Origin of the sequence: Spirillospora sp. NPDC127506 (assembly GCF_040302145.1) — a bacterium.
Lineage (GTDB): Bacteria > Actinomycetota > Actinomycetes > Streptosporangiales > Streptosporangiaceae > Spirillospora.
Genome location: NZ_JBEORG010000001.1, coordinates 315,664 through 337,569 on the forward strand (window position 1 = coordinate 315,664; position 21,906 = coordinate 337,569).

The following is a 21,906-nucleotide window of genomic DNA, read 5'->3' on the forward strand; positions in this document are numbered from 1 at the left end:
GGGCGGGCTAGTCCATGACGGGGGCCACGGCCCGGACGGTGTCGATCGTGTCGGCCTCGGCGGCGGACTTGTCGGGCCGGTACCGCAGCACCCGCGCGAACCGCAGCGCGATGCCGCCCGGATAGCGCGGGCTGTGCTGGACCCCGTCGAACGCGATCTCGACCACCAGCTCCGGCCGGACGTGCACCGTCCAGCCGTCCTCGCGCACGGCCAGCTCCCGCAGCCGCTCGGTCTGCCAGGCGAGCAGCTCGTCGGTGAGCCCCTTGAACGTCTTGCCGAGCATCACGAACCCGCCCGTCTCGGGGTCGCGCGCGCCGAGGTGCAGGTTGGACAGCAGCCCCTGCCGGCGCCCGTGCCCCCACTCCACGGCGAGCACGACGAGGTCGAGCGTGTGCCGCGGCTTCACCTTGATCCACCCGGCGCCGCGCCGCCCGGCCGTGTACGGCGTGTCGAGCGACTTGATCACGACCCCCTCGTGCCCCCGCGCCACGGCCTCGTCGAAGACCTCCTTGGCCCGCGCCGGGTCGCCGGTCACGACCCGGGGCATGCGCAGCTCCTCCGGCACGACCCGCGCCAGCGCCGCGCTCCGCTCCGCCCCCGGCGCGTCGAGCAGGTCGGCGCCGCCGCCCGCGGCCTCCGCGGCGCCGCCGGCCTCGTCGAGGTACAGGACGTCGAACAGGAAGACGCTCAGCGGGACCGAACCGGTGTTCTTCGCGGTGCGGGTCGCGGTGCGCGCGGCGGTCACCTGGAAGGGGTGGGGGCGGCCGTCCGGGCGCAGCGCGATCAGCTCGCCGTCGAGCACGGCCGCGCGGACGGGCAGCGCCCGCACCGCCTCGACGACCTCGGGGAGCCGGTCGGTGATCTCGTCGAGGGTGCGGGTGAAGACGCGCACCTCGCCGCCCGAGACGTGCACCTGGGCGCGGACGCCGTCCAGCTTCCACTCGACCGCGGCCTCGGCCTTCAGCTTGGCGAACGCGTCGCCGATGGACGGCGCCGACGCGGCCAGCATGGGCTTGACCGGGCGGCCGACCTCCAGGGTGAAGGCGCGCAGGCCGGCGGCCCCGTCGGCGAGGGCGGCGGTCGCGACCGGGCCGAGGGAGCCGCGGAGCATGAACGCGCGCCGCACCTCGGCGGCCTTCACCCCGGCCGCGGCCGCGATCGCCTCGGCCATCACGCCGTCCAGCGCGCCCTGGCGCAACTCGCCCGCGAGGAGCCTGATGAGGAAGTCCTGCTCGGGGCGGGTGGCGCGGCCCATGAGCGCGGCGACGAGCTCGCGGCGGCGGGCGACCGAGCCGGGGCCGGAGACGGCGCCGATCTCGGTGAACGCCGCGTCCGCCTCCCGGACGGTCAGCGACGGCTCGGCGGCGGGCGGCGGAACCTCCCGCAGTGCGGCGTATCCCACGCCGATCTGGCGTTGCGGCAGCTCACCGGACAGGTAGGCGACGACCGCGGGCGCCTCGCCCGGATCGGCGCGGCGCAGGCACTCCGCGAGCGCGGCTACCTTGGCCTTCCGGCCCGAGGTGCCCGCCACCGCCCCCGACGTCCGCGCGATGTCAGCGATCAGCACCCCTCCAGTGTGACCCCGGGGTCTGACAATCAGCACCGTCAGGGGGCCTGGTCAGGGGCGGCGCGCCTGACTACGTTGACGGGAGGGCGGGGCCATGACGCGACGGGGGAGTGAGGAGCGGGACGTGGGGCTGCAGCGTCCGGTCGAACCGTTCCACCGGCCGTACGCCGGGCCGGAGCCGCCGTCTCCGGCGCGCCGGCCGAGGCGGCTGCTCGTGCTGCTGGTGGCGGCCGCCGCGTTCGCGGCGGCGGCGGTGGCGGTCTTCCTCGTGGCGCCCGGCAAGGAGCGGGGCGGCACCGATCGGGCCGCGGTGACGCCGCGGCGGCCCGCGCCGCAGACCTCCGCCGAGCGGATCGTCGAGGCGCTGCCGCCGCCGTGCGGGACGGTCTCCGCGGGCACCGTGGCGAAGGCCGTGCCGGAGGCGGCGAAGCGGCACAGCGCGAACTCGACGCTGACCACGTGCACGTACTCCTCGACCGGGTCGTCGTTCCGCTGGCTGCGGGTGGAGGCGCGGCTGTACGCGCGGGAGAACACCGCGACCCCGGTGCGGGACGCGGAGCGCTACTACGACGCGCGGTGGGCGCAGGCGCACGACGCCCCGCTCGTCCGGACCATCGCGCTGGAGCGGCAGAGCGGCGTCGGCGACGAGGCGTACCGCTGGTTCAAGGCCGACGAGGGGCAGCCGACCGTGGTCGGGGAGGTCACGGCGCGGATCCGCAACGCGGTCTTCACGGTCAGCTACAGCGAGCGGGCGCCGGACGCCGCCGAGCAGGACGAGCGGGAGCGGGAGATCCTCGCCACGGCGACCGCCGCCGCCCGCGAAGTCCTCGCCGCGCTTAATGATTTCTGACCTGATTCGGCCGACCGCGACCTATTTCTTGTCAACACCTTCTAAGGTGATTCGGTAAAGGGGAGGCGGTATGCCGATCATGCTCCCGCGCCAGGCACCCGGTCGGCATGCTGGAAACGCCTGGGAGGAGGAGGCGACGACGTGACCGTGTCATCGATTGGAGTGTCCTGGGTGAGATAACCCCAGGCAGGCGCAGTATTTCTTCGACGGGCCGCGGAGTGGACCCCGCTCCGCGGCCCTTGCGCCTTCCGAATTCCGGACCACTCCGCCGGACGCATTCAAGAACTGATTTCTAAGAACTCGCTTCGATGTCGAGATAAATGGCCGGCGAGTAGAACCTGTTATGGCTCCAGTAGACCCGCGCGGAGCCACACGTCACGCGCCCGCCCGTCCAGGAAGCCGACCTCGTCGAAGAACGCGGTGCACTTCCGGAACGCCCACGCCATGGTCGCCCGCCGGTGCGGGCTGCGCGCCGCCACCCGGCGCGCGAGCTTCGGGTCGAGCCCCACCGCCGTGTAGCAGGACGGGTGGATCACCTGCGCGCCCATCAGCCGGGTCGCCTGCGCCATGCCGTAGGCGGCCATCCGCCGCCGCACCGCCGGGATCACCGCGACCAGCCGCTTCAGCTCCTCGCGCGCGTACCTGATGTGCCGCGCCTCCTCGATCACGTGGATCCGGGTGATCTGCCGGATCAGGGGCTGGACGTCCTCGTCCGGGAACGTCAGCCGCTGGAACGCGTCGGTGAACTCCTCCACGACGAGGGTTCCGGCGAACATCGGCATCGGGTCGTACACGGTGCCGAACAGCTTCGCGAAGTGGAACTCCAGGGCCCGCGGCCGGTGCGTGCGCAGCCCGCACGTGCGCACCATCCGGCCGAACATCTTCGAGTGGCGGCACTCGTCCGCGATCTCCGTCAGCGCGTAGGCGACGTGGTCGCTGTCGTAGCGGTGCCGGTAGGCGTGCATGACCAGCGACTGCATCAGCAGCATCTCCGACCAGATGCCGAACGAGGCGATGCTGCACATCTCCCGCTTGGTCAGCTCCACCCGCTGCCGGTGCGTCAGCCCGTCCCACAGCGGCGTCTCGTAGATCGACACGAGCTGCGGAGGCATGTAGAAGACGTCCGGGTCCTGCGGGGCGTCCCAGTCGACGTCCGCGTCCGGGTCGAACGAGTGCCTGCGCGACGTCCGCAGCAGCCGCTCGGCGACCACCTCCCGGTGCGTCAGCTCCAGCGTGTGATCGCCGTCCTTGCATCTGATCCGCGCCGTCCACGTGCGGGGACGGCCGTCGCCGAGCAGCGCGTCGGGGGGCATCGCTCCGTCACCTCTCAGTACGGGGAGGGTCGGGGGCCGCGCCCTGGCGGGGCGTCAGCCCTGGGGGGCGGGGATTCTGGCCAGAAGGCGCAGGGAGGCGGGGGAGACGCGGGAGAGCACGTGCAGGAGGTGGCCCTCGAAGTTGACGGGGACCACGGGCCTGTTCTTGATGATGGCGTGGACGACCCGCTCGGCGACCTTCTCCGGCGGGTAGTTGCGCAGCCGGATGGCCTTCTGCCCGCGCTGCCTCAGCTTCTCGGGGGACCCGCTCTCCCCGTCGACGTAGGTTCCGTTCTTGACGATGTCGGTGCTGACGAAGCCTGGGCAGACGGCGGTGACGCCGATCCGGGAGCCGGCCAGCTCCGCGCGCAGGCACTCGCTGAGCATCAGCACGGCGGCCTTCGTCGTGCAGTAGGCGGGCATCGAGCGCCACGGCGCGAACGCGGCCGCGGACGCGATGTTGACGATGTGGCCGCCGAAGTTCGGCTTGTCGGGCTTGTTGGGCAGTGCGTTGACGCGGTCGCGCATCTGCCGCCCGAACAGCCGGGACCCGTGGATGACGCCCCACAGGTTGACGCCCATCACGCGGTCCCAGTCCTCCAGCCCGGTGTCGAGGAACGACCCGGCGACCGCGACGCCCGCGTTGTTGACGACGATGTCGGGGACGCGGTGCGTCTCCTTCACCTCGGCGGCGAACGCCTCCATCGCGGCGGCGTCCGCCACGTCCACCTCGTAGGCCGTGCCGCCCGTGCCGTTCGACTTCGCGCGGGCGATGGTCCGCTCGGCGGCGGGCAGGTCGATGTCCGCCGCGATGACGCTTGCTCCGCTCTCGGCCAGCGCGAGCGCGACGGCCCGGCCGATGCCACTGCCGGCACCGGTGACGACGGCGAGCGCTCCATCGAAATGCGCGAGTGGCATGCGAACCTCCGAGGCTGTGCGGACCGGGTGGTCCCAAAGTTACTCAGGACGCCCCAGGATCGGCGACGGCGGCCTCGGCGACGACGGCGTCGACCTCGGCCTTGCGGGCGGCCTCCTCGGCGGCGAACCGCTCGGTGTCGAGCTTCTCGGCGATCTCCTCGTCCTGCTTCATGAGCGCGTCCAGGTCGGCCTTCGACATGTCGAGGACGCCCATGTCGTCGTAGGTCTGCTGAATGCGCTCGCTCCACAGCCCGATGTCCTTCACGCAGGGGACGATCCGGCTGAACAGCAGGCTCTGGAACATCCGCATGTAGGGGGAGTTCTCCACCATCTCGTCGACCTCCTTCGGATCGATGCCGAAGTTGGTCCAGATCTCCCGGCCGCGGATGCGGTCGCGCATCAGGTAGCAGCCCTCGATGACGAAGTCCTCCCGCTCGCGCAGCTCGGCCGGCGACAGCTGCTTGTAGTAGTCGCGCAGCGCCAGCCGCCCGAACGCGACGTGCCGGGCCTCGTCCTGCATCACGTAGGCGAGGATCTGCTTCGGCAGCGGCTTGGTCGTGATGTCGCGGATGACGCCGAACGCGGCGAGCGCGAGGCCCTCGATGAGCACCTGCATGCCGAGGTAGGGCATGTCCCAGCGGGAGTCGGTGAGGGTCTCGTTCAGCAGGTCCTGCAGCTTGGTGTTGATCGGGTAGATCATCCCGACCTTCTCGTGCAGGAACCGGGTGAACAGCTCGACGTGCCGCGCCTCGTCCATCGCCTGGGTGGCGGAGTAGAACTTGGAGTCCAGGTCGGGCACCGACTCCACGATCCGGGCGGCGGTGACCATCGCGCCCTGCTCGCCGTGCATGAACTGGGAGAACTGCCACGACGTGGAGTGCCGCCGCAGCTCGCCGCGCTCCTTCTCCGACAGCATGTCCCAGTACTTCGTCCCGTAGATGGCGAGGGACTGGTCGGGGACGCCGAGGATGTCGTGCGGGTCGACCTCCAGGTCCCAGTCGATGCGCTTGACCGAGTCCCACTGCTTGTCCTTGCCCTTCTGGTACAGGGCGAGGAGGCGGTCGCGGCCGTCGTCGTACTCCCAGGTGAACCTGGCGTCGCCGGCCATCGGCACGTTCCAGGTCTCGGCCGGGACGGGGTCGGTGTAGAGGTCGTGGGTCGACAAGGGCACTCCTCCCCGAAGCGCGGACGTACGGTGTACGTTTCACGTACAATGTACGTACCGTGTCATGGGACACTTACGATGTCAACGGCGGAGTGATGCCAACGGCGGAGAGAGGAGCGGCGGGTGACCTCCGACACCCCGCGCCCCGCGCTCACCCGGGACCGCATCGTCCAGGCGGCGGTCGCGCTGATCGAGCGGGAGGGCGCGGAGGCGCTGTCGATGCGCCGGGTCGCGGCCGAACTGGACGTCGCCGTCATGTCCCTCTACAACCACGTCCCGAACAAGACCGCGCTGCTGGAGGGCGTCGCGGAGCGGGTCGTCGAGGGCCTGGAGCTGGGGGACGACCCCGGCCGGTCCTGGCAGGAGGGCGCGCGCGCCCTCGTCCGCGCGTTCCGGAAGGTCGCGCACGACTACCCGCGCTGCATGACGATCGTCCTCACCCACAAGGTCGACACCGCGGCCGGGCTGCGGCCGATGGAGCGGGCGCTCGCGCTGGCCGACGCGGCGGGCTTCGACGCCGAGACCGCCGTGCGCACCATGCGGGCGCTGCTCGCCTACGCGATCGGCGCACAGGTGCGCGAGGTGGGGATGGAGAAGATGCTCGGGCACCTGGCCGAGACCGGCGCCGAGTCGTGGAACCGCCTCGACCCGGAGGAGTTCCCGCACGTCATCGCCTACGGCCCCCAGCTGGCCGCGCACGACCCGGAGAGCGACTTCGAGTTCGGCCTCGACCTGCTCATCGCGGCTCTGGAGGCGCTTCCCCGCCGGCCGGCGGGGAAGCCGGGGCCAGGTACGGGCTGAGGCCCTGCCGGCAGAAGTCGGTCATGTGGCGGGCCGCGTCCTCGGCCGACACGTCGGGGCGGCTCGTCAGCCACAGCGCCATCCGCTCGCTCGCCCCCATGATGATCTGCGTGTACGCCTCGATCACGTCGGCGGGCGCGGACGGCGCGAACGTCGCCAGCACCCCGGCGATCAGCGCGCTCTGCTGCCGCCTGGTCGCCTCCACGGCCTCGGCGGTCTCCGGGGACGCGGCCGTCGGCTCGCGCAGCAGCATTGCGAACGAGTCGCTGTGGGCGTCGATGAAGGAGAAGTAGGCGACCATGCCGCGCCACAGGACGTCCTCGGGGGTGGCGGCGCCCGCCATGGCCTTCTGCGTGACGTCGAGCAGCTCCGCCTTGGACCGGGTCACGCACGCCACGAGCAGCCCGTCCTTGGAGCCGAAGTACTCGTAGAGCATCGGCTTGGAGACCCCGCAGCGCTCGGCGATCTCGTCCATCGAGGTGGCCTGGTAGCCGCGCTCGCCGAACACCTCCTCCGCCACGTCCAGCATCTGCTGCTCGCGCGCGGCCCGGGACATCCGCCTGCGGCGGGCGGGAGGCTGCGGTGTGGCGGCATTCACAGGGGAACCTCTCTGTTGGACCTACCGTCAGTAACCTACTCCGGGTAACTTACCGGAAGTAGGTTACGTGAGAGGATGGGTTATGAGCGAGCGCGCCCCGGCGATCGTCATCATCGGCTCCGGCTTCGCCGGCCTCGGCATGGCGATCCGGCTCAAGCAGAACGGCTTCCACGACTTCGCCGTCCTGGAGAAGAGCGACGCGCTCGGCGGAACGTGGCACGACAACACCTACCCCGGCTGCGCCTGCGACGTCCCCTCGCACATGTACTCGTTCTCCTTCGAGCTGAATCCCGGCTGGACGCGGATGTTCGCGCCGCAGCCCGAGATCCGCTCCTACATGGAGCGCACCGCCGACAAGTACCGGGTGCGCGAGCACATCCGGTTCGGCGCGCGGGTCGACTCGATGGAGTACGACGACGACGCCCGGCGCTGGAACGTGACGCTCGCGGACGGGACGGTGCTCACCCCGAAGGCCGTCGTGTCCGGCATCGGCGCCCTGCACGTCCCGTCGTTCCCCGACCTGCCGGGCATGGAGCGGTTCCGGGGCACCGCGTTCCACTCCGCCGAGTGGGACCACTCCTGCGACCTCGCGGGCAAGCGCGTCGCCGTCATCGGGACCGGCGCGTCCGCGATCCAGTTCGTCCCGCAGGTCGCGAAGAAGGCCGCCGACCTCGTGGTCTTCCAGCGGACGGCGCCGTGGATCCAGCCGAAGCCGGACGTGGCGATCCCGGCCCCGGTGCGCAAGGTGTTCGAGAAGGTGCCCGGCACCGCCCGCGCCTTCCGCAACGGCATCTACTGGGCGCTGGAGGCGCGCGCCGTCGGCTTCACCATCGACCCGCGGCTGTCCGCCCCGCAGGAGAAGATCGCCCGCCGGCACATCGAGCGGCAGATCTCCGATCCGGAGCTGCGCGCCAAGGTGACGCCCGACTACACGATCGGCTGCAAGCGGATCCTGCTGTCCAACGACTACTATCCGGCGCTCACCCGCCCCAACGTGCACCTTGAGACCTCCGGCGTCGCCGAGGTCCGGGAGGGCTCGATCGTCACCGCGGACGGACGCGAATACGAGGTCGACTGCATCATCTACGGCACCGGCTTCAAGGTGACCGACGCCCTCACCGAGCTGCGGGTCACCGGCCGGAACGGCGTCAAGCTCCAGGAGATCTGGGCCGACGGCATCGAGGCGCACCGCGGCACCACGATCCCCGGCATGCCGAACTTCTTCATGCTGCTCGGCCCGAACACCGGCCTCGGCCACAACTCCGTCGTCTTCATGATCGAGGTGCAGATCCAGCACGTGCTGAGCTGCCTGCGCCTCCTGCAGGAGCGGGGCGGCGACGCGATCGAGCCGAAGCCGGAGGCCGCGCGCCGCTTCAACGACCGCATGCAGCGGCGGCTGCGCCGCGCCGTGTGGAACGAGGGCGGCTGCAGCAGCTGGTACCTGGACGACCAGGGCGTCAACCGCACCCTGTGGCCGGGGCACACCTTCGAGTTCTGGGCGACCTGCCGCAAGGCCGACCCGGACGAGTACCTCATCACCCGCTGAGCGTGTTACTCATGGGGGCATGCCGAAGCCGCTGATGCCGAGATGGGCTCCCCGCTTCAACAAGGCGGTCACCAACCGGATCCAGGGCGTCTACGCCCCCTACGTGCCGCCGCTCGCGGTGATCGTGCACCGGGGCCGCAGGTCGGGCCGCGAGTACCGGACGCCGGTGACGGCGTTCCGCAGCGGCCGGCGGCTCATCGTCGGGCTCCCGTACGGGCGGGACACCGACTGGGTGCGCAACCTGCTCGCCGAGGGGCGCGGCGGCGTGCAGCGGATGGGCCGCGTCCGGCGCATCGCGAACCCGCGGGTGCTGACCGCCGCCGAGGCGGGCGACCTGCCCCGGCCGGGCCGCTACGCCGCCCGCTGGATGGACGTCCTCGTCGCCGACATCGAGGACGCGGACTGACCGCTGCCTCCCGGCCCGCTGCTTCCTCCCGGCCCGCTACTTCTCGGGCGCGAACATGGGGCGGAAGCCCGCGACGAGCTGCCGGATCACCGGGCGCTGCTCGGCCGGGGTGCGGCCCCGCAGGTCGTGGATGGGGTCGAGGCCGTCGTAGTACGGCGCCAGCGCCAGGAACGGCAGCAGCGTCATCAGCCAGGTGGCGAGGACGTCGAGGTCGGCGTCCTCGCGGATGGCGCCCTCCGCCTTCCACAGCTCCAGCGTCGGGTGGATGACCTGCAGGTAGTGCTGGTTCGCGGTGTCGCGGACCACGGACCGGACGCTGTTGTCGAGCTCGAAGTTCGTCGCCGCGGTGACGCCGCGCTCCAGCGGGTGGTCGGCCATGTACTCAGTCCAGTCGCACAGGACGTCGAACAGCCACTCGTCGAAGGACTGGTCGAAATCCACCCGCTCGATGCGGCGCTCCATCTCCTCGCGGATGCGGCGGGACGTCTCGTCGCACACGAACGCGAAGAACTCCAGCTTGTCGCTGAAGTACTGGAACAGCGAGCCCTTGGCGATGCCGGCCTCGCGCGCGATGGTGTTCAGGCTGCCGGTCGAGTACCCGTGCTCCCCGAACTCGCGCATCGCCACCTCGAGCACCCGTTCGCGCTTGGCGACGTTGAGGCGGAACCAGGTCGACGTCGGCATGGACTCCTTCGACTTTCCGTCAGGAACCGGTAACCAGAAGGTCAGGATAACGGTCCGTGGCGTCCCGCGTGACGCGAACGTCACCCGTGCCGCTCAGCGGGCGAGGCGGATCAGGATCCGGCACACCTCGTCGATGATCTCCGCGGCCTCGTCCTCGCTCTCCGCCGTGGCGATCTCCCGCCCGGCCTCGCCGATGACCGTGGTGAGCACCAGGCTCAGCACCTGCTCGGCCCGCCCGGCCGGCTCGCCGGGCGCGGGGCCGCGCAGCAGCTTGGTGTTCTGCGCGATCCAGTGCTGGGCGCGGCTGCGCCGCATCAGCGACGAGCCGGACGGCCCCTCGCCGTCGAGGAACAGCCGGGCCGCCTCCCGGCGCTCCCAGCACACCCGCAGGTAGGCGCGGGCGCCGGCGGTGAACAGCGCTATCGGGTCGGACTCCCCCTCCTTGCGGGCGGCGGACACCGCCTGCGCGGCGCTCGCCTCCTGCTCGGCGGTCAGCTCCTCCCACAGCGCCACGTACAGCCCGGCCTTGCCGCCGTAGTGGTGGTAGAGGCTGCCGACGCTGATCCCGGACCGCTCGACGATCTCGGCGATGCCCGCGTCGGCGTAGCCGCGGTCGGCGAAGACCCGCTGCGCCGCGCTGAGCAGCGCCTGACGGGTGGCGTCGGCGCGGGCCCACTGCCGCCCTCCGCCCGCGTGCCCGTCGCCGTTCGCGGTCTCGTTCCCCTGGCGCGCCCTGCTCGTCCGCATCCCTCCATGGTGCCAGGTCGCGGACGCGCGGACGCGGAACCGGTGCCCGGCGGCGGATGCTCGGCACAGGCGGTCCGCTCAGTACCAGTGGTGCGCCTGCCAGAACGACCAGGCGCCGCACGGGTCCTTGTAGCGGGCCTTGATGTAGCCGAGGCCCCACGCGATCTGGGTGGGCGAGCTGGTGCGCCAGTCGGCCCCGGCGCTGACCATCTTCGACCCGGGGAGCGCCTGCGGGATGCCGTAGGCGCCGCTGGACGGGTTCTGGGCCCGCTCGTTCCAGCCGCTCTCGTGGTTCCACAGCGTCAGCAGGGACGGCCAGCAGCGGCCCCAGCCCTTGAGGGCGTTCATCTTCTTGCCGTACGCCTTGTTCTGCGCGGAGCTCGGGTTCGACTTGGCGAGGCGCTCGCGCTCCTTCTGGGCCTTGAGCTTCGCCCGCGCCGCCGCGTCCCGCTTGGCCTTCTCCTTGAGCCGCTTCAGCTCGGCCTGGTGCTCCTTGTAGGCGCGCTCCTTGGCGTGGGCGATCGCGTCGGCCGCGACCTTGTCCATGTCGGACGCCGACGTCAGCTTGGCGAGCATGTCGTTGGTCGACAGGCCGGCCGCGGCGGCCTGCGGCGGCTTGGTGTCGTCGCCGGTGAACCGGTCGAGGTCGACCAGCACCACGGCCGAGCCGAACACGGCGATCGCGGCGGCGGTGATCGTCACGTTGCTGGTGAGGACCCGGCGTACGCGGCGCTTCTTCTCCGGGGGGAGGGAGGGCGGCCCGTCGGACCGGTCGGGCCGGTCGAACCGGCCGGGCCCGTCGAACCGGTCGCGCCCGTCGAACCGGTCGCGGGGGCCGCCGCGGCGGGCCGCGCCGTACGCGTCGGGCGCCTCGCGCGGTGGGGGGACCCGTTCGGGACGGGCGCGCCGGCCGCCGCCGGCGGGACGTCTGCGCGTGCCGTGACTCTGTGGCATAGGAGAAGACTGCCTTATCGCCCGGGTGTCGTGGTGTCGGAGTGAAGGTACGCGGGCGGCATGGTACGCGGTTCACCCCCGTCCCGTCACCGGCGTCCCGTCACCGCCGCGCCCGGCCCCGCCCTCGCCGTTGCCGCGTTCCACGGGCTCGACGTCGCCGGCCGCGAGGCGCGCCGGCTGCAGCGCCTCGAACAGGTCCCGGTGCATGCCGCCGAACGCGGCGAAGGCGCTGCCGGGCGCCTCCAGGGCGAGGCCGACCGCGTTGACCCGGTCCCGCCCGGCGGGGGTGATCTCGACGAGCGTGGCGCGCCGGTCGCGCGGATGCCGGGCGCGGCCGACGAGCCCGGCGGCCTCCAGCTGGTCGACGGTCAGCTTCACCGTCGTCGGGTGCATCATCAGGAACCGGCCGAGCGTGCTCAGCCGCGCGCTGCCGTGCGAGGTGAGGGCGAGCGTGGTGAGCAGGAAGTACCCGGTCCGGGTGAGGCCGAGCCGCTGCACCTCGTCGTCGAGCGCCTTCTTCATCAGCTGGTTGAGCCGGCCGACCGAGCAGATCGCCATGAACGGCCACGGCTCGCCGTGCAGGCCCTGCTTCTCCCAGCGGTCGCGGACGCCCATGACCAGCGGGTCCGCGCCGCCGTCCACGTCGTCCGCCATCTTCCGCCCCGCCTCGATCCCCGCCTCGATCATCGTGCGCCGATCGTAGCTTCGGACAAATCCAGATGTAAGTACTCGCTTCTTAGACCTTCTTCCAATAGAGTGCCACAGATCACAGACGGTGCCCGAGTGCTTGCTTGGGCCCCCGGTGATCCCGGTCTCTGCCGAGACCACGGTGGCGCGCAACGAAGGCTCTGTACGTGGGCGCCGCCTGTGGGCCGGCGGAATCCGGAGTATCGGATGGGCGCCGACGTCCGAGAACGAAGGAGGCTGGTATGTACCTTCGCCCCGCCCCCACGGGGGAGGTCACCGGCTGATGGCCCTGAGCCTGACCAAGGCTCCCGATCTGGCACGCAGGCGCGTCGAGCGGGCGCTCGACGAGACCGGGCTGCTGTGCGTGACCCTCCTCGAAGGGCTGCGCCGCTCCTGGGACCTGCGCCAGTGGTGGGGCGAGTTCATCGAGCAGTGCTGGTTCCTGGCGCGCGTCACGAGCGTCCCGGTGATGCTCATCGCGGTGCCGCTCGGCGCGACCATCTCGCTGCAGGTGGGCGACATCGCACGGCAGCTCGGCGCGCAGTCGGGCACCGGGGCGCTGCTCACCGCCGCGATGATCCAGCAGGTGGCGCCGCTGGCCGCCGCGCTGCTGGTCTCCGGCGTGGGCGGGTCGGCCATCACCGCCGACATGGGCGCCCGCAACATCCGCGACGAACTCGCGGCCATGGAGGTCATGGGCATCAACCCGATCCACCGCCTGGTCACCCCCAGGCTGTGGGCGGCGAGCATGGTGTCCGGGCTGCTGTGCTCGGTGGTGATCCTGGCGGGCGTGCTCGGCGGTTACTACTTCAACGTCATCCAGCAGGGCGTCAGCCCGGGCGCGTTCTTCGACGGCTCGACGACCCTGCTGCAGTTCTCGGACCTGCTCATCACCCTGTTCAAGGCGTGGGTGTTCGGCTTCATCGCCGCCGCCGTCGCCTGCTACATGGGGATGAACTGCGACTACGGCCCCGTCGGCGTCGGCCGCGCGGTGAACAAGGCCGTCGTCGTCACCTCGATCGTGGTGTTCGCGACGAACTACATCCTCACCATGATCTACCAGGTCCTCTTCCCCCCGAGGTTCTGATGGTCGCCATTTCCCCCGTCCGCAAGCTGGGCCGCGCCGTCCGGGGCCGGACCGCGGGCCTCGCCGCGTCGGCCAACCTGCCGATCTTCCTCGGCCGGGTCCTCTACCACCTGCTGTTCGACATCATCCTGAAGCGCAAGTACGGCAAGACGCTCGCCAAGCAGGTCAGCGACATCACCGTCGGCGTGGGCGCGCTCGTCATCGGCGGCGGCATGATCTTCGTGATCGCGACGATGTCGCTCGCCACCGGCGCGATGGTCGGCCTGCAGGGCTACCCCGGGCTGGAGCGCATCGGCGCCGAGGCGTTCACCGGGCTGGTCGCGAGCTACTCCAACGTCCGCGAGGTCACCCCGATCATCGCCGGGGTGGCGCTGGTCGCGCAGGTCGGCACCGGGTTCACCGCGGAGATCGGCGCGATGCGGATCTCCGAGGAGATCGACGCGCTGGAGGTCATGGGCATCAACTCCCTGGCCTACCTGGTGTGCACCCGCGTCGCCGCCGGCGTCATCGCGCTCGTGCCGCTGTACCTGGTCTCACTGTTCATGGCGTTCTTCGCCACCAGGTTCATCACGATCCAGTACTTCGGGCTTTCGCCCGGTATCTACGACTACTACTTTCACCTCTACCTGCCGCCGATCGACGTGTTCTACAGCGTCATCAAGGTCGCCGTGTTCGCCTTCATCATCATGTTCATCCACTGCTACCGCGGCTACTACGCGGCGGGCGGCCCGGTGGGCGTGGGCGTCGCCGCCGGCCGCGCGATCCGGGAGTCGACCATCCTGATGATCCTCATGAACCTGGTCCTGTCCTACATCTTCTGGGGACACGGCAGCACAGTGAAGTTGACCGGATGAGCGAAGAGACTCTCTCCCAGCGCTCCCGGACGGCCTTCGGGCTGGTCGGCGCGGGCGTCATCGCGGCCGCGGCGGCGTTCGTCGCGATCGGCTCCACGCCCGGCCACTCGGGCTCCACGTACTACAACGCGACGTTCGGCCGGGCGGGGCAGGGCCTCGACGCGGGCAAGTCCGAGGTGAAGGTCCGCGGGATCTCCGTCGGCACCGTCGACCACCTGAAGCTGACCGGCAACGGCCGCGTCACCGTCCGGATCCGGGTCGACAAGGGCGTCAAGGTCGCCGACACGGCGGTCGCGACGGTCGAGCCGGTCTCGGTGTTCGGGCCGAAGGACATCAGCCTCGACCTCGGCGCGCACGAGCTGAGCGGCCCGTACCTGAAGGACGGCGGGACGATCACCAGGACGCACGACCCGGAGGAGCTGTCGGACACCGCGTGGCCCGCCTACAACCTGACCAAGGCGATCAACCCCGACGACGTGGCGGCCATCCTGCACACGTTCGGCTCCGGGCTGTCCGGGCAGGGGCAGGCGCTGCGCCGCACGATCGACAACGGCGCCATCGTCGTCGACGCGACGCACCGGGACCGCGCGGCGATCAACGCGCTGCTGAACGACATCAACGGGCTGTCGGGGACGTTCGCGTCCCGCGGCGACACGCTCGCCGCGTTCACCGGCGACTTCAACCGGCTCAACCAGGCGATCAACGAGCGTCCCGACAAGGTCTCGCAGCTGCTGGACAGGTCGAGCAGGCTCGGTGACACGCTCGGCCGGAACCTGCAGCAGCACGGCCGCAACCTCGGGAGCATCATCGACGGCGGCGGCGACGTCGTGTCGGTGTTCAACGGCCAGCGGCGCAACATCCCGGTGCTGCTGGACAGCCTGAACGGGTTCTTCAACCTGCTGGCGCAGATCATCCGCGTCCCCGGCCCGGAGGGCACCGTCATCGCCCAGGCGCGCAACGACCTCCCGCTGGACATCTGCCAGATCTTCGTGGACGCCTGTACGGCCAAGCCGCAGAAGACCGCCTTCGAGCTGCGGCTTCCGGCGCAGAACAAGACCGGGGGGCGCCCGTGAGCCCGCGGATGCGCCGCAAGGCGGCGCGCGGACCCGACTACGCCACGACCCTGAAGACGCTGGTCTTCGTGGCGCTGACCGGGCTGCTGACCTTCTACATCGGCCAGCAGATCCTCGGCACCAGCTTCCACGCCCGCTACAAGCTGACCGCGACGTTCGACGACGTCACCGGCCTGCTCGAAGGCGACGACGTGAAGGTCGCCGGGACGCCGGTCGGCCAGGTCGACAGCATCGAGGTGGTGCGCGGCAAGGCCGTCGTGAAGATGGCCGTCGACAAGGACGTGCGGCTGCCCTCCGACTCCACCGCCGCGATCCGCTGGCGCAACGTCATGGGGCAGCGGGTCGTCTACCTGGAGCCGGGGTCGAGCCAGAGCATGCTGGGCGACGGCGACCGCGTCCCGCACACCCGGTCCGCGGTGGACCTCGGCGACGTCGTGAACGCGCTCGGCCCGCTGACCCGCAACCTCGACCCGAACCAGCTCAACAAGATCCTTTTCGCCTTCTCCCAGGCGCTGGACGGCAACGAGCAGAACATCTCGGCGCTGACCGACAACCTGGACCTGCTGCTCCAGACGTTCGCGGCGCGCAAGAAGACGATCGAGGGGATGATCGACGACTACGAGACGGTGAGCGCCGCCGTCGCCACCCGCGACAAGCAGATCGCGGCGAGCATCGACAACCTGCAGTCGCTGACCAAGGTGTTCGCGAACAACCGCAGGCTGCTGGAGAACGCGATCGTCGAGATCGACGGCGTCACCACCAACCTCAACCAGGTCCTCGGCGGCAACGACGCGCAGCTCGCCCGCATCGTCGACAACCTCGGCAAGTTCGCCGAGACGTTCCGGCTCAACGTCGACCAGCTGGAGAAGATGGTGCAGCAGCTTCCGCTGACGCTGCGCCAGCTCTTCGCCTCCGCCAACGGCGGCCACTTCCTGCGCACGAACGCTCTCTGCCTGAACGTGATGCAGGGACCGTGTCCATTCCCGATGGAGCTGCCGAGAGCGCCCGGGACGGACGGGCCGTCCAAGGACGACCTCGCCAAGCTGAGGAAGATGCTCCAGGGGGGTGGCGGCTGATGGCGCTGAGGTCCCTGCGCGACGTCGACCACAAGCTCGTCGCGATCGTCACGCTCACCGCGCTCGGCGCGGCCTGCGTGTTCGCGTTCGCGGTCGGGCAGCTGCACCTGTTCGAGCGCGGCTACACGATGAGCGGCGAGTTCAGCGACGCCTCCGGGCTGAAGAAGGGCCAGGACGTGCGGGTGGCCGGCGTGAAGGCGGGCCGCGTCACGTCCGTGAAACCCGACTTCAAGCACGGCAAGGTCATCGTCACCTGGCACGTGAACGCCGGGATCGACCTCGGGCCGAAGACGCGGGCCGAGATCCAGACGACGACGCTGCTCGGCGGCCGCTACCTGCGGCTGTCCGGCCCGGTGTCCAAGCCCTACATGGCGGACGTCCCCGAGTCGAGGCGGCGCATCCCGCTGTCGCGCACCAGCGTCCCGTTCACCGTCCCGGACGCGCTGGAGGGCGCGCAGAACATCGTCGGCAGGCTCGACGAGAAGAGCATCGACAAGCTGCTCACCGAGGTCAACAAGATCAAGTCGCCGGGCGCGGAGAAGCTGAACCGGATCCTGGTCAACATCCAGGAGCTGTCCCGGATGCTCAACGACTCCTACCCGCAGATCCAGCAGCTGATCGAGAGCAGCAAGACGATCACCGGGACGCTGGCGAGCAAGGACCGGCAGCTCCGCGAGATCATCGACTCCAGCCGGGTGCTGCTGCAGACGCTGGTGAAACGGCGCGACGAGCTGGCCGCGACGATCGGGCAGGGCAGCCGCACCGTCCGGACGCTGTCCAACGTGATCGCCAAGAACCAGAAGCAGCTCGACACCCTGCTCAGCAACCTGCACCTGCTGACCACTCGGCTCGCGCCCAACATGGACGCGCTGAACACGAACTTCTCGCTGCTCGGGCCGACGTTCCAGCAGGTCGCCAACCTCAAGGGCAACGGCCCCTGGGTCGAGGGCGTGCTCACCGGGCTCGGCCCGCTGCAGCCGCCCGGCCCGATCTCCACCCGGCGCGGCCAGGGAGGCAACTGATGGGGCGCGTCACGGCGGGAGGACGACCCTCCGCCTCACCCGGGAAGGCGAGGGCGAAGGGCATCGCGATCGCCCTCGGCCTCACCCTGACGGCGTCGCTGGGCGGCTGCTCGCTCGCCCCGTCGCCGGACGACCGCACGATGGTCGTCTACGTGCCGAAGGCCCGCTCCTTCTACCCGCAGTCGAAGGTCAAGGTGATGGGCGCCGACGTCGGCCTCGTCGACAAGGTCGAGAACCAGGGCGACAAGGTCAAGGTGACGTTCCACCTGCGCGGCGACGTCCCGCTGCCGAAGGGCGTGCAGGCGTCGATCGTCCCGCTGAACCTGATCGGCGAGCGGAACCTCGTCCTGCATCCGGCGTGGAAGCCGGGAGAGCCGAAGGAGACCTCGAACGTCATCCCGATGGAGCGCACGCACGTGCCGGTCGAGGTGGACGACGCGCTCAGCTCCTTCACCAACCTGGCGAACGCGCTCGACCCGACCAAGATGCAGTCCGCGCTCGGCACCGCGGCCGACACGGTGCGGGGCAACGGCAAGGAGTTCAACGCCACGCTCGAGCAGAGCGCCCGCCTCATCGAGAACGTCGCCGGGCAGGACCAGGAGCTCATCGAGGTCGCGCGGAACCTCGACCGGCTGGCCGGGGTGGTGCGCGGGCGCGAGCAGGTCCTCGGCACGATGATCCGGGACTTCGGCGAGGCGAGCCGGGTGCTCAGCTCCGAGCGGGGCGAGCTGCAGCAGCTGATCAGCGGCATCCTCGACCTCGCGAAGAACGGCGACAAGCTGCTCCAGAAGTACAAGGGCAACCTGCCCTACGACCTGGCCGTCCTCACCAGGGCGGCGCTGGTCCTCAAGGGCAACGCCAAGGAGATCGCGCAGCTGCTCCACGTGCTGCCCGGCATCGGCGACGCCCTGATCGGCGGCTACAACCCGAGGACCAAGTCGCTGCAGATCCGGTTCGCCACCGACGCGTTCCTGCGGACGTGGCTGAAGGGCCTGATGAACACCGACGACGTCGGCTGCCCGCTGCCCAAGCCGAACTCCAACTGCCCCTGGGACGGAGGCAACTGATGGGCGGGAAGATCCTCCTCCTCGTGGTCGCCGTGGCCCTCGCGGTCTCGGGCTGCTCGTACCAGACGGCCGGCGCGCCGAAGGGCGATCTGACGCTCACCGCCACGTTCGACGACGCGCAGGGCCTCGTCGCCGGGCACAGCGTGCAGATGTCCGACATCACGATCGGCACCGTCACGAAGGTCGAGCTGGTCGGCTACAAGGCGAGGGCGACGCTGTCCATCGAGGACGGCATCAAGATCCCCAAGGGCACCAGGGCCGAGATCAAGGTGACCTCGCTGCTCGGCGAGAACTACGTGGACCTGTAGCTGCCGCCCGGCGCGAGCATGGACCGCGGCCCGTTCCTCGCCTCCGGCTCCGCGATCACCGACACCAGCGTCCAGCCCGCGTTCGAGGAGGTCGTCGGGCAGGCCGGGCCGCTGATCCAGGCGCTCGCCGGCGACGACGTGGCGACGGTCGTCAATGCCGGGGCCACCGCGCTGGACGGCAACGGGCAGAAGCTCAACAAGACGATCGCCCAGGCGAGCGACCTGGTGAGGATGTTCGCCCGGCAGCGCATCGAACTCGGCGAGTCCATCGACCGGTTCGCGAAGCTCGGCCGGTCGCTCGCGAAGGGCGACGACGCCCTCAGCGAGGCGCCGGGCCAGCTCGAACGCACGACCCGGATGCTGAACGACGACAAAGAGAAGATCATCAAGGCCGTCGACCGGCTCACCGAGATGGCGCACGAGCTGAACGACAAGGTGCTGGTGGGGCGCATCGCCCGGTTCCGGCGGCTGCTGAACGACCTCGACCCCGTCCTGCAGCAGCTCGGCGGCAACCGCAAGCGGCTCACCGCCGTCGTGGACGGCATCGTGGCGTTCTCGTACAAGATCCCGCTGGCCAGCTACGACGGCCAGCTGCTGCTGTACCCGATCCTCCGCATCACCTGGCCGGACGGGCGGCCGATCTTCCCCGGCCTCAGCGAGAAGCCGGAGAAGACCGCCGCGACCAAGATCCCGAAGAAGCTCGACGAGGCGCTGCCCGACCTTGAGAAGATCCTGGGAGGGCGCTGATGACCAGGCGGCTGACGATCAACCTGGTGGCCTTCGGCGTCCTCGCCGTGGTCATGGTCGTGTGGGCGTTCAACAACGTCGTCCGGTTCGACTTCATCGACCGGCCGTACCACATCACCGCGGAGTTCGAGTCCTCGCCGGGCCTGCACCCGAACTTCGAGGTCGACTACCTCGGGCTGCGGATCGGCAAGATCGACTCGGTGAGGCTGGAGAAGGACAAGGTCGTCGTCCGGCTGGACATCGACCGCGGGGTGAAGATCCCGCAGGGCGTCACCGCCGCCGCGGCGCGCAAGTCCGCGGTCGGCGAGCCGGTCGTCGAGCTGACGCCGGGCGCCGGGAAGGCGGACGCGCCGCCGATGCGGCCCGGCTCGGTCATCCCGGTGTCGCAGACGTCCGTCCCGCCGAAGTACGGCGACCTGTTCGGCGCGGTCATCGACTCGCTGAAGGCGATCAACCCCGACGACGCCAAGGTGCTCACCCATGAGCTGGCCGAGGGCTGGTCGGGCCGCGCGGACTCGCTCCGGCAGATCATCAACGGCGGCGACGACCTCACCAAGACGTTCGCGGAGAACACCGAGCTGCTCGACGGGCTGACCAAGGACCTCGGCCGGATCACCGAGGTGCTGAACCGGAACCGCGGGTCGCTCGGCGCCGGCATCGACAATCTGGCCGCGCTGACCGCGGCGCTCAGCCAGGTCCGCGGGCAGATCGCCGAGCTGCGCGACCGGGGCCCCGACCTGCTCGACACCGTCAACGGGCTGCTCGGCCGCACCGAGGCCGACTTCGGCTGCGCCGTCGACATGCTCGGCAACTGGGGCATCAGCAGGTACAACCCCGGCTATCTGAAGGACCTGAACAAGACGCTGGGGCGGGCGCCGGAGCTGAAGACCGTCCTCGACAACGTGATCGGGATCGACCAGGGCAAGCCCGTCCTGAACGTCGTCTTCCAGGTCACGCTGAACACCCCGGCGACGCTGGAGTACAAGTACCCGCTGCCGCAGCCGGCGGTGAACAAGGTCCCGACCTGCCCGGGCGGGCGGATGCCGGCGGTGACCAAGCAGAAGCCGTACCGGGCCAAGAACCCGGGCGAGACGATCCCGACGCACGACCCGGCGCTGGACCGGCAGGACGTGCAGGCCAGGAAGGCCGCGAACAACAGCGACGACTCTTCCGGCGGGCCGCCGGTGTGGCTAGTGTACGTTCCCCCGGTCATCGCCCTGCTGGTGCTGATCAGGGTCATGATGGGCTCGGTGCCCGTGGTGTCCCGCCTGGGCCGGCTGCGCCGGCGCAAAGACTGAGTCGGCCGCGCCGGCGCAAGGACTGAGCCAACCCGAGGAGCTACCGAAGTGACAGCCAAGACCGGCAAGGACCAGGCCGACCGGGCCGAGGAGGTCGAGGCGGTCCCGGCCGAGGAGCGGGCGGAGACCCAGGCGGAGAACGGGAAGGCGGCGGCGCGGCCGGCGCGGCCCGCCGCCAGGCGCAAGCGCCGGGTGCGGGTCATCGAGGTCATCGACGACGAAGATCTGGACGAGGTGCTGGAGGCCCTCGACGCCGAGGACGCGGCGGACGAGGAGGCGGACGAGGCCGCGGAGGAGCCCCCGGCCCGCCCGGCCGGGCCCGCTGCGAAGCCGGTCGTGAAGCCGGTCGCGAAGCCGGTCGCGAAGGCGGCTCCGCAGGCGGCTCCGCAGGCCGCGAAGCCGCGTCCGGCCCGCCTCGACCCCCCGGAGACGGCCGCCGACGAGGAGGCGCCGGCGAAGGCTCCGGCCTGGGTTCCCGCCGCGGCGGAGGGGCGGGGCTTCGCGCTCCCCCTCGTGCCGACGGTGGTGCTGGCCGTCCTGGTCGTCGTGCTGGCGGGCCTCGCGACCTGGCAGGGGACGACCGCTCACTCCCTGTCGTCGAAGCAGGACGAGCGCGAGGCCATCAGCAAGGTCGTCACCGACTACGGCAACGTCGCCTACAACTACAACGCCACGAACTACCAGACGCAGACCGACAAGGCGCTGAAGCTGATGGCCGGCGACCTGGAGGAGGACTACAAGAAGAACACGGTCCCCACCCTCGCCAGCGCCTTCCAGGCCGATTCCCAGGTTGCGCTGACCTCCAAGACCAACCAGGTGTTCGTCGGCAGCGTCAACGGCAGGTTCGCCACGGCGGTGGTCATGATGGACATGGCGCTGAAGACCAAGGACGGCGCCATCAACCAGCCGGCGACGCTGGTACGGCTGTCCCTGAGCAAGGTGGACGGCGAGTGGAAGATCACCCAGCAGTACCCGTCCGGCGTCAACGACCAGAACAAGAACCAGCGGCAGGGGCAGCTGCCGAGCGTCCCGAGCGGCGGCGCGTCGGAGACGCCGAAGCCGGGCAAGAGCGAGAAGCCGAAGAACTGACGTCCCGCGAGCGGCCCGCACGGAGGCGTGCGGGCCGACTCGGCGTCCT

The 21,906-nt window shown here is 70.6% G+C and carries 23 protein-coding genes; 14 read left to right on the forward strand and 9 right to left on the reverse strand.

Annotated features, from left to right (window positions below):
• Positions 1 to 7: 7 nt before the first annotated feature.
• Entirely contained in the window at positions 8 to 1,567 is a 1,560-nt protein-coding gene (locus ABTW95_RS01525; protein WP_396450448.1) for an ATP-dependent DNA ligase, read from the reverse strand.
• A 124-nt stretch (positions 1,568 to 1,691) separates the two neighbouring features.
• Here ABTW95_RS01525 and ABTW95_RS01530 point away from each other — a divergent pair, with 124 nt between their 5' ends.
• The gene (locus ABTW95_RS01530; RefSeq protein WP_396450446.1) at positions 1,692 to 2,417 is read left to right on the forward strand and encodes a hypothetical protein; all 726 of its coding nucleotides are present in this window, start codon (positions 1,692 to 1,694) and stop codon (positions 2,415 to 2,417) included.
• Between the two features lie 341 nt (positions 2,418 to 2,758).
• Here ABTW95_RS01530 and ABTW95_RS01535 read toward each other — a convergent pair whose 3' ends face one another.
• The 3 genes from ABTW95_RS01535 to ABTW95_RS01545 are packed head-to-tail and all read right to left on the reverse strand — an operon-like array spanning position 2,759 to position 5,813.
• Entirely contained in the window at positions 2,759 to 3,730 is a 972-nt protein-coding gene (locus ABTW95_RS01535) for an AurF N-oxygenase family protein (RefSeq protein ID WP_500223588.1), read from the reverse strand.
• A gap of 54 nt (positions 3,731 to 3,784) precedes the next feature.
• Positions 3,785 to 4,648 carry an SDR family NAD(P)-dependent oxidoreductase gene (locus ABTW95_RS01540; RefSeq protein ID WP_500223590.1) on the reverse strand — a complete coding sequence of 288 codons (864 nt, stop codon included), beginning with the start codon at positions 4,646 to 4,648 and terminating at the stop codon, positions 3,785 to 3,787.
• Positions 4,649 to 4,691: 43 nt separating this feature from the next.
• Positions 4,692 to 5,813, reverse strand: coding sequence for a ferritin-like domain-containing protein (locus tag ABTW95_RS01545; RefSeq protein ID WP_396450441.1), 1,122 nt, complete (start codon positions 5,811 to 5,813; stop codon positions 4,692 to 4,694).
• Positions 5,814 to 5,936: 123 nt separating this feature from the next.
• Between ABTW95_RS01545 and ABTW95_RS01550 the strand changes: the two genes are divergently transcribed.
• Positions 5,937 to 6,614: a TetR/AcrR family transcriptional regulator gene (locus ABTW95_RS01550; protein ID WP_396450439.1), complete on the forward strand. Its 678-nt coding sequence runs from the start codon at positions 5,937 to 5,939 to the stop codon at positions 6,612 to 6,614.
• Here ABTW95_RS01550 and ABTW95_RS01555 read toward each other — a convergent pair.
• Positions 6,550 to 7,212 (reverse strand): TetR/AcrR family transcriptional regulator, encoded by a 663-nt coding sequence (locus tag ABTW95_RS01555; protein ID WP_396450437.1) that lies wholly within the window; start codon positions 7,210 to 7,212, stop codon positions 6,550 to 6,552. The genes ABTW95_RS01550 and ABTW95_RS01555 overlap by 65 nt on opposite strands.
• Positions 7,213 to 7,294: 82 nt before the next feature.
• Between ABTW95_RS01555 and ABTW95_RS01560 the strand changes: the two genes are divergently transcribed.
• A complete protein-coding gene (locus ABTW95_RS01560; RefSeq protein WP_396450435.1) occupies positions 7,295 to 8,758 on the forward strand; it encodes a flavin-containing monooxygenase in 1,464 nt (487 codons plus the stop codon).
• 19 nt (positions 8,759 to 8,777) lie between these two features.
• Positions 8,778 to 9,164, forward strand: coding sequence for a nitroreductase family deazaflavin-dependent oxidoreductase (locus ABTW95_RS01565; protein WP_396450433.1), 387 nt, complete (start codon positions 8,778 to 8,780; stop codon positions 9,162 to 9,164).
• A 36-nt stretch (positions 9,165 to 9,200) separates the two neighbouring features.
• Here ABTW95_RS01565 and ABTW95_RS01570 read toward each other — a convergent pair whose 3' ends face one another.
• The 4 genes from ABTW95_RS01570 to ABTW95_RS01585 form a co-directional block, all read right to left on the reverse strand.
• Complete coding sequence (locus tag ABTW95_RS01570) at positions 9,201 to 9,848, reverse strand: TetR/AcrR family transcriptional regulator (protein WP_396450431.1); 648 nt, start codon at positions 9,846 to 9,848, stop codon at positions 9,201 to 9,203.
• A 93-nt stretch (positions 9,849 to 9,941) separates the two neighbouring features.
• Positions 9,942 to 10,595 carry a TetR/AcrR family transcriptional regulator gene (locus ABTW95_RS01575; RefSeq protein ID WP_396450430.1) on the reverse strand — a complete coding sequence of 218 codons (654 nt, stop codon included), beginning with the start codon at positions 10,593 to 10,595 and terminating at the stop codon, positions 9,942 to 9,944.
• A gap of 78 nt (positions 10,596 to 10,673) precedes the next feature.
• Positions 10,674 to 11,549, reverse strand: coding sequence for an aggregation-promoting factor C-terminal-like domain-containing protein (locus ABTW95_RS01580; RefSeq protein ID WP_396450428.1), 876 nt, complete (start codon positions 11,547 to 11,549; stop codon positions 10,674 to 10,676).
• Positions 11,550 to 11,621: 72 nt separating this feature from the next.
• Positions 11,622 to 12,236 (reverse strand): MarR family winged helix-turn-helix transcriptional regulator, encoded by a 615-nt coding sequence (locus tag ABTW95_RS01585; RefSeq protein ID WP_396450426.1) that lies wholly within the window; start codon positions 12,234 to 12,236, stop codon positions 11,622 to 11,624.
• Between the two features lie 283 nt (positions 12,237 to 12,519).
• On the opposite strand from ABTW95_RS01585, the gene ABTW95_RS01590 reads away from it, so the two are divergent.
• Genes ABTW95_RS01590 through ABTW95_RS01635 form a run of 10 tightly spaced genes read left to right on the forward strand, consistent with a single transcriptional unit; the run spans position 12,520 to position 21,857 of the window.
• The gene (locus ABTW95_RS01590; protein ID WP_396450424.1) at positions 12,520 to 13,323 is read left to right on the forward strand and encodes an MlaE family ABC transporter permease; all 804 of its coding nucleotides are present in this window, start codon (positions 12,520 to 12,522) and stop codon (positions 13,321 to 13,323) included.
• Positions 13,323 to 14,177, forward strand: coding sequence for an ABC transporter permease (locus ABTW95_RS01595; protein WP_396450422.1), 855 nt, complete (start codon positions 13,323 to 13,325; stop codon positions 14,175 to 14,177). The genes ABTW95_RS01590 and ABTW95_RS01595 overlap by 1 nt, the downstream gene beginning before the upstream one ends.
• Positions 14,174 to 15,250, forward strand: a complete 1,077-nt coding sequence (locus ABTW95_RS01600; protein ID WP_396450420.1) for an MlaD family protein — start codon at positions 14,174 to 14,176, stop codon at positions 15,248 to 15,250. Before ABTW95_RS01595 ends, ABTW95_RS01600 begins: the two co-directional genes overlap by 4 nt.
• Entirely contained in the window at positions 15,247 to 16,326 is a 1,080-nt protein-coding gene (locus ABTW95_RS01605; protein WP_396450419.1) for an MCE family protein, read from the forward strand. Before ABTW95_RS01600 ends, ABTW95_RS01605 begins: the two co-directional genes overlap by 4 nt.
• Entirely contained in the window at positions 16,326 to 17,348 is a 1,023-nt protein-coding gene (locus tag ABTW95_RS01610) for an MCE family protein (protein ID WP_396450417.1), read from the forward strand. Before ABTW95_RS01605 ends, ABTW95_RS01610 begins: the two co-directional genes overlap by 1 nt.
• Positions 17,348 to 18,415 (forward strand): MCE family protein, encoded by a 1,068-nt coding sequence (locus ABTW95_RS01615; RefSeq protein WP_396450415.1) that lies wholly within the window; start codon positions 17,348 to 17,350, stop codon positions 18,413 to 18,415. The genes ABTW95_RS01610 and ABTW95_RS01615 overlap by 1 nt, the downstream gene beginning before the upstream one ends.
• A complete protein-coding gene (locus ABTW95_RS01620) occupies positions 18,415 to 18,723 on the forward strand; it encodes an MlaD family protein (RefSeq protein ID WP_500223597.1) in 309 nt (102 codons plus the stop codon). The genes ABTW95_RS01615 and ABTW95_RS01620 overlap by 1 nt, the downstream gene beginning before the upstream one ends.
• 18 nt (positions 18,724 to 18,741) lie before the next feature.
• Positions 18,742 to 19,470, forward strand: a complete 729-nt coding sequence (locus ABTW95_RS01625) for an MCE family protein (RefSeq protein ID WP_500223599.1) — start codon at positions 18,742 to 18,744, stop codon at positions 19,468 to 19,470.
• Positions 19,470 to 20,768: an MCE family protein gene (locus ABTW95_RS01630; protein WP_396450411.1), complete on the forward strand. Its 1,299-nt coding sequence runs from the start codon at positions 19,470 to 19,472 to the stop codon at positions 20,766 to 20,768. The genes ABTW95_RS01625 and ABTW95_RS01630 overlap by 1 nt, the downstream gene beginning before the upstream one ends.
• 48 nt (positions 20,769 to 20,816) lie before the next feature.
• Entirely contained in the window at positions 20,817 to 21,857 is a 1,041-nt protein-coding gene (locus ABTW95_RS01635; protein WP_500223601.1) for a hypothetical protein, read from the forward strand.
• The last annotated feature ends 49 nt before the right edge of the window (positions 21,858 to 21,906 follow it).

Coding starts and splice junctions, on each gene's coding strand:
- ABTW95_RS01535 (WP_500223588.1), bottom strand. CDS start 3,730: ATGCCCCCCGACGCGCTGCTCGGCGACGGCCGTCCCCGCACGTGGACG.
- ABTW95_RS01540 (WP_500223590.1), bottom strand. CDS start 4,648: ATGCCACTCGCGCATTTCGATGGAGCGCTCGCCGTCGTCACCGGTGCC.
- ABTW95_RS01560 (WP_396450435.1), top strand. CDS start 7,295: ATGAGCGAGCGCGCCCCGGCGATCGTCATCATCGGCTCCGGCTTCGCC.
- ABTW95_RS01565 (WP_396450433.1), top strand. CDS start 8,778: ATGCCGAAGCCGCTGATGCCGAGATGGGCTCCCCGCTTCAACAAGGCG.
- ABTW95_RS01570 (WP_396450431.1), bottom strand. CDS start 9,848: ATGCCGACGTCGACCTGGTTCCGCCTCAACGTCGCCAAGCGCGAACGG.
- ABTW95_RS01575 (WP_396450430.1), bottom strand. CDS start 10,595: ATGCGGACGAGCAGGGCGCGCCAGGGGAACGAGACCGCGAACGGCGAC.
- ABTW95_RS01580 (WP_396450428.1), bottom strand. CDS start 11,549: ATGCCACAGAGTCACGGCACGCGCAGACGTCCCGCCGGCGGCGGCCGG.
- ABTW95_RS01585 (WP_396450426.1), bottom strand. CDS start 12,236: ATGATCGAGGCGGGGATCGAGGCGGGGCGGAAGATGGCGGACGACGTG.
- ABTW95_RS01590 (WP_396450424.1), top strand. CDS start 12,520: ATGGCCCTGAGCCTGACCAAGGCTCCCGATCTGGCACGCAGGCGCGTC.
- ABTW95_RS01595 (WP_396450422.1), top strand. CDS start 13,323: ATGGTCGCCATTTCCCCCGTCCGCAAGCTGGGCCGCGCCGTCCGGGGC.
- ABTW95_RS01600 (WP_396450420.1), top strand. CDS start 14,174: ATGAGCGAAGAGACTCTCTCCCAGCGCTCCCGGACGGCCTTCGGGCTG.
- ABTW95_RS01610 (WP_396450417.1), top strand. CDS start 16,326: ATGGCGCTGAGGTCCCTGCGCGACGTCGACCACAAGCTCGTCGCGATC.
- ABTW95_RS01615 (WP_396450415.1), top strand. CDS start 17,348: ATGGGGCGCGTCACGGCGGGAGGACGACCCTCCGCCTCACCCGGGAAG.
- ABTW95_RS01620 (WP_500223597.1), top strand. CDS start 18,415: ATGGGCGGGAAGATCCTCCTCCTCGTGGTCGCCGTGGCCCTCGCGGTC.
- ABTW95_RS01625 (WP_500223599.1), top strand. CDS start 18,742: ATGGACCGCGGCCCGTTCCTCGCCTCCGGCTCCGCGATCACCGACACC.
- ABTW95_RS01630 (WP_396450411.1), top strand. CDS start 19,470: ATGACCAGGCGGCTGACGATCAACCTGGTGGCCTTCGGCGTCCTCGCC.